Below are 6000 nucleotides of genomic sequence, written 5' to 3'. Positions count from 1 at the left end.
CGGGATGGACGCACCGCTGGTGCACCAGTTGTTCCGCCAGGAGCATAGCTGGGTAGCTACGTGCGGATGGGATAAACGCTGAAAGCATCTAAGCGTGAAGCCCTCCTCAAGATGAGATTTCCCAATTAGTAAGACCCCTTGAAGACGACGAGGTTGATAGGCCTGAGGTGGAAGTGCAGCAATGTATGGAGCTGACAGGTACTAATCGGTCGAGGGCTTATCCAATTCCCTATGTGAAGTAGGGCTAACACGCAAATGAAGTTTCGTATCCAGTTTTCAGGTGATCAAGTCATCTGAACATGTTTGGTGGCAATGGCGGAGGGGTTCCACACGTACCCATCTCGAACACGACCGTTAAGCCCTCCAGCGCCGATGGTACTTGGACCGCAGGGTCCTGGGAGAGTAGGACGTCGCCAAGCAACGTGAGAAGCACTGCTGATCTTTGAATCGGCAGTGCTTCTTTGTTTTTTTCTAAGTGTGCCATCAAACTCACGTTTTTACGGACAAGAGATCTGGTATTGGCTGGTTTGATACAAAAGTCGGCAAGCCAACGGACACAGAAGGCGCTATTTAGTGGAAATGCTCGTCGAAACCCTGGATTTTTACATCAATAGGGATCCCTTGTGTCCGTTAGGTCCAGAAAAAACAGCAATTTTGCGAAATAGCTGAACCAGGGTCCGAAAAGAGCAATCAAAATGAATGGCGAAAATATTTTATAATTTATGACCGTATCGAATTATGCAATTCCGTCGTTTATATAAGTAAATAGAAAAATGATTAAGTGTGTAGGGAGGTGTAAAGCGTAATGAGCAGCAAGTACGCAACGATGCAGCCATTTAGAACTCTAGAACAAATAAAGTCTGTACAGGAAGCGGAGCTTCTGCAAGAACCAAAGCTGGTGGAGAATATGAGGCCCATAAGTGGCACAGTAATTGTGCACCCATACAAACCTTCGACGGAAGCGAAGGTGGTGCCACAAATCAAGCATATGAAACAACTGATGCCGAAGCTGCATCAGGAAGCAAGATCCATGCAGCCATCAAAGGCACTACAGCAATCCAAATTACACCGACAATCCCAACAATTGAAGCCAATCCAACAAGTCAAGTTGCAACAACGATTAAACCCACATCAGCAGCCTAACCTTGTGGTTGCAGATCAGCAATTAACTGCTAGCCTCCAAATGGAGACAAGGCATGACAGCTTTCTTGAATGGGTTCAATCTTATCAGGGGGCACTGAGTCAATATTGCCGATCCCTGGTCGGTACATCATGGGAGGCGGAAGATCTTGTCCAAGAAACGTGGCTGAAGGTTTGGAGAATTTCTCTTGAAAAGGGCAGCGATTTCAGTGTCAATAAGTCGTACCTATACAAAATTGCTAACCATATATACATTGATGGACGTCGCAAAAATAGAACTGGCGCAGAGTCGTATTCGATAGACGGGACAGCAGTTGATGAGCTTCAGGCAAATGAGTCGGATGTAGCCTCCCTCTGGACGGCCATGGAAACAATCGTAAACCGCCTCCCTATCAATCAGCGCATTACGTTAATGCTTATAGATGTATTTCGTTACACGGCCGCAGAAACGGCGGAACTGCTCTCTACGACCGAAGGAGCTGTTAAAGCATTGCTACATCGCGCCCGGACGAAGCTTAGATCGGAGCGGAAGGGAACGGAAGCCGATAAAGGTTCTCGCTTAGGAAAAAGAAACGGCTCATCACAAGCGGCCGCCCCTCACAATGAGCATATCGTATACGCGTACTTAAAGGCATTCCGGGAGCATAATCCACGGGCACTGCTCATGCTCATGAATGAATCCAACGCGCTCGAGCAGCTGCAGCCGCCCGTTCTACAGAAGCATAGGCAGCAAAATGCTCGACATCAGGATAATCCAAAAGCAGCGGTTTACAGGCAAACGTTCGTATGGGCAGCTGCCTAAGGAAGGCCGTTCATGTATTAGATATTAATTATCTAGGGGGTTGATTAAATGAGTACATTTATCCCGTACGTAATCGAACACACGAGCCGAGGAGAACGCTCCTATGATATTTATTCCAGGCTGCTTAAGGATCGAATCGTATTTCTCGGTTCGGCGATTGATGACCAGGTAGCCAATAGCATAACTGCACAAATGCTTTTGCTTGCGGCTGAGGATCCAGAGAAGGATATCCATTTCTATATAAATAGCCCTGGGGGTTCCACTTCAGCTGGGTTTGCCATCTACGATACAATGCAGTACATCAAACCTGACGTTCAGACGATTTGCTCCGGTATGGCTGCTTCTTTTGCGGCAATTTTACTGTTGTCAGGTGCTAAAGGAAAACGGTTCGCCTTGCCAAATAGCGAGGTAATGATTCATCAGCCGCATGGCGGTGTCCAAGGGCAAGCCAGTGACATCGAAATTAGCGCTAAACGGATTCTCCGTACCCGGGAGAGACTAAACGCGATTGCCGCTGAGCATACGGGCCAGTCGCTGGAACGCATAGCCAAAGATATGGATCGGGATTACTTCATGTCCGCGCAAGAAGCGATTGAATATGGCGTCATCGATCAGGTGATTTCAAAGGCCGGGTAAGCAGGGTATGTAAGAGAGCATTGTCCTTAGACAGTGCTCTTTTTCATATGGGAGGGTGGACGGTTTACTTAGCTGGAATGATATTAGCCGCAAAAGGGGAACAATAGATCGGCGGGAGAATACCTGAAACAGTGTATTGTATCCCTCCCGTGGACACTCGTGTGCCTGTGAAAGTCTGGTGTAATTTCCTGGCGCTTGTCCTTGACAGGCTATATGCCCTTTGCTAAGATGTACAATAATATATTTTCGTAAGTGTCTTTCCGGCCTTGATATATAAGGGAATTCGGTCGACGAGGAATAGAATATAAGGGAGGAAAAACTAAGGTGTGGGAAAGTAAATTTGATAAAGAGGGCTTAACATTTGATGACGTGCTGCTCGTCCCTCGTAAATCGGAGGTCCTTCCGAAAGAGGTAAATTTGTCTACGAAGCTGAGCGATAAGGTTAAGCTGAACATGCCGCTCATCAGCGCCGGAATGGATACAGTAACGGAGGCGGCTATGGCGATTGCCATTGCCCGGGAAGGCGGCATCGGCATTATTCATAAGAATATGTCAGTAGAGCAGCAGGCTGAGGAAGTAGATCGGGTTAAGCGCTCGGAAAGCGGCGTTATCACAAACCCATTCTCCCTTACGCCGGATCGATTGGTATCGGACGCCGAGGAGTTGATGGGCAAGTACCGGATCTCCGGGGTTCCTATCGTAAACGAGGAGCAGAAGTTGGTCGGAATTTTGACGAACCGGGATTTGCGGTTTGTACATGACTATAACATTAAGATTAGCGAAGTCATGACGCACGAGAATCTGGTCACAGCTCCTGTGGGGACGACCCTTCAAGAGGCCGAAGTTATCCTGCAGCAGCATAAAATCGAAAAGCTGCCGCTGGTGGATGATTCCAACACGCTCAAAGGCTTGATCACGATCAAGGATATCGAGAAGGCGATCCAATTCCCGAATGCGGCAAAAGACGAGCAGGGCAGACTGCTTGTCGGAGCGGCTATCGGTGTATCTTCCGATTCCTTTGTACGGGCGGAGGCTTTGGTTAAGGCAGGCGTTGACGTTATTACGGTTGATTCCGCGCACGGGCATCATATTAACATTTTGGACACGGTACGTGAGCTTCGCAAACGGTATCCGGAACTTACAATTATCGCCGGTAACGTAGCGACTGGCGAAGCAACTCGCGATTTAATCGAAGCTGGCGCTTCTGTCGTCAAGGTAGGTATCGGACCAGGTTCGATCTGTACGACGCGTGTCATCGCCGGAATCGGTGTACCGCAAATTACCGCCGTATACGACTGCGCATCGGTTGCTCGCGAATATGGCATTCCGATCATCGCCGACGGAGGCATTAAATATTCCGGAGAGATCACGAAGGCCATTGCTGCTGGAGCGCATGCGGTCATGCTGGGAAGTTTGCTTGCCGGTACGGAGGAAAGCCCTGGCGAATCGGAGATTTATCAAGGGCGCCGTTTTAAAGTGTATAGAGGGATGGGTTCCCTTGGAGCAATGAAGCAAGGCAGTAAGGATCGCTACTTCCAGGACGACGACAAGAAACTGGTACCGGAAGGTATTGAAGGACGTGTCGCTTACAAAGGGCCACTATCCGATACGGTTCACCAGCTATTAGGCGGTTTACGCTCAGGTATGGGATACTGCGGAACAGCTACCTTGGATGAGCTTCGTAACGATACAAAATTCATCCGTATTACGGGAGCAGGCCTTCGCGAAAGTCATCCGCACGATGTGCAAATTACGAAGGAAGCACCGAACTATTCCTTGTAAAAATAATCACCACACCACTATTTTCCAACACAGGCTGGGCGAATTCTGCCCGGCCTGTCTTTTTTTGCGTATTGCGCTGTGATAGAATAGATAAAGCAATCGAACATCGAACGAGTATATGAGGGGAGCTTTAAGTGCAGTGAAATTGAAAGAAAAGAAACCTAGAACATCGAAACGGCAAATCCTTCGTAAAAGCGTCGCCTCTGTTCTTTTATTGAATATGTTATGTCTATCTACGGTGCCGGCGATGGTTCTTGCTGAAGGTCAGCAAACCGAAGCGACGACGTCTACCAAACCTGAAGTAGAGCAAATCAGCTCTAGCATTCCATCCGTGGAATCTCTTGAACTTAATGTTAAATCTGCGATATTAATGGAGCCGGTATCTGGCCAAATTCTATTAAACGTAAATGGAGATACACCGCTGCCTCCGGCAAGCATGACCAAAATGATGACGGAATACATCGTTGCAGACTTAGTCAAGCAAGGAAAGTTTAGCTGGGACGACGTAGTTACCGTACGGGAGAACGCATCGAAGACGATTGGTTCACGGATTTTCCTGGCGCAAGGCGACCAGCATACGATCCGGGAATTATACATTGCCATGGCGGTGGGATCGGCGAACGATGCAACAGTAGCGCTGGCTGAGCATGTCGCCGGTTCTGAGCAAGCATTCGTTAAGATGATGAATGACGAAGCCCAGCGCATGGGAATGACCAACACTTATTTTGCAAACTCTACAGGTTTGGACATTGGAGATATGCCTAAGGAGTTTCAGCCGGCAAATGACAAGGAAACGGTAATGTCGGCTATGGATGCAGCAATTCTTGCTAAATACATCGTGACTGACCATCCTGATTTTACTGAATTTACAACGATTCAAGAATATACGTTCCGCCCTCGTGACAAGAAGCCGATGGTGAACTGGAACTACATGCTCGAAGCGAACAAGAATGTAACCAACTTCAGACAGTTTGCCTATGAGGGGATGGACGGTTTGAAGACCGGGCATACCTCCAGAGCAGGGAGCTGCTTTACCGGCACGGCCGAGCGGAACGGAATGCGGTTGATCAGTGTCGTTATGGGAACGCAAGCTACAAAAACGATGAAGGCCGAGGATGTACGTTTCGTTGAAACGCGCAAAGTGATGGATTACGGGTTCAACAATTTTGAAATTAAGCAGGTCGTTGCCCCTAAGACGACGGTAGAAGGAGCCGAGACGGTTACCGTTAAGAAGGCAAAGAATGTAGATGTTCCTGTCGTTACGGATCAAGGCGTAAGTTTCGTTGTACCTAAGGGTGCGGATATGAGCAGCCTGCAAGCAACGGTGTCTCTGAATGAGGAGATGGCTTTGGTGGCGCCTCTGAAGCAAGGAACAGAAGTGGGGACTGTGACATACTCCTACAAAGTTCCGGGCTCTGACGAGCCTGTAGAGAAGACGGTGAAGCTAATTACCGCCCAGGACGCGGATAAGGCGAATTGGTTTAAGCTGTTTCTGCGTGCGATCGGGGACTTTTTCAAGGATCTGTTTAACGGAATCAAAAATCTTTTCTAGTAAGTGAAACATAAATCCCGAGTAAACGGGTTGTATATTTAGCGTAAATATTGTAAAATATCAAGTTAGATTATCGCTTGCGATATTG

Annotated in this window: 4 protein-coding genes and 2 rRNA genes; all 6 read left to right on the top strand. The window is 48.0% G+C overall.

Features of this window, described 5'->3' with window-relative positions; translation table 11 throughout:
- Positions 1-225: ribosomal RNA gene (locus tag GNP95_RS24990) — 23S ribosomal RNA — on the top strand; the annotation flags it as partial.
- A gap of 77 nt (positions 226-302) precedes the next feature.
- Positions 303-419: ribosomal RNA gene (rrf, locus tag GNP95_RS24985) — 5S ribosomal RNA — on the top strand.
- Positions 420-805: 386 nt separating this feature from the next.
- Positions 806-1942: an RNA polymerase sigma factor gene (locus tag GNP95_RS24980; RefSeq protein ID WP_155613521.1), complete on the top strand. Its 1137-nt coding sequence runs from the start codon at positions 806-808 to the stop codon at positions 1940-1942.
- 48 nt (positions 1943-1990) lie between these two features.
- Positions 1991-2578 (top strand): ATP-dependent Clp endopeptidase proteolytic subunit ClpP, encoded by a 588-nt coding sequence (clpP, locus tag GNP95_RS24975; protein WP_155613520.1) that lies wholly within the window; start codon positions 1991-1993, stop codon positions 2576-2578.
- A 324-nt stretch (positions 2579-2902) separates the two neighbouring features.
- Positions 2903-4360, top strand: a complete 1458-nt coding sequence (gene guaB, locus GNP95_RS24970) for an IMP dehydrogenase (protein ID WP_330163618.1) — start codon at positions 2903-2905, stop codon at positions 4358-4360.
- Between the two features lie 139 nt (positions 4361-4499).
- Complete coding sequence (locus GNP95_RS24965) at positions 4500-5912, top strand: D-alanyl-D-alanine carboxypeptidase family protein (protein ID WP_330163617.1); 1413 nt, start codon at positions 4500-4502, stop codon at positions 5910-5912.
- Positions 5913-6000 lie beyond the last annotated feature (88 nt).

Origin of the sequence: Paenibacillus woosongensis (assembly GCF_009725165.1) — a bacterium.
Taxonomy (GTDB): domain Bacteria; phylum Bacillota; class Bacilli; order Paenibacillales; family Paenibacillaceae; genus Fontibacillus; species Fontibacillus woosongensis.
This window is presented reverse-complemented; position numbering and strand designations above follow the sequence as displayed.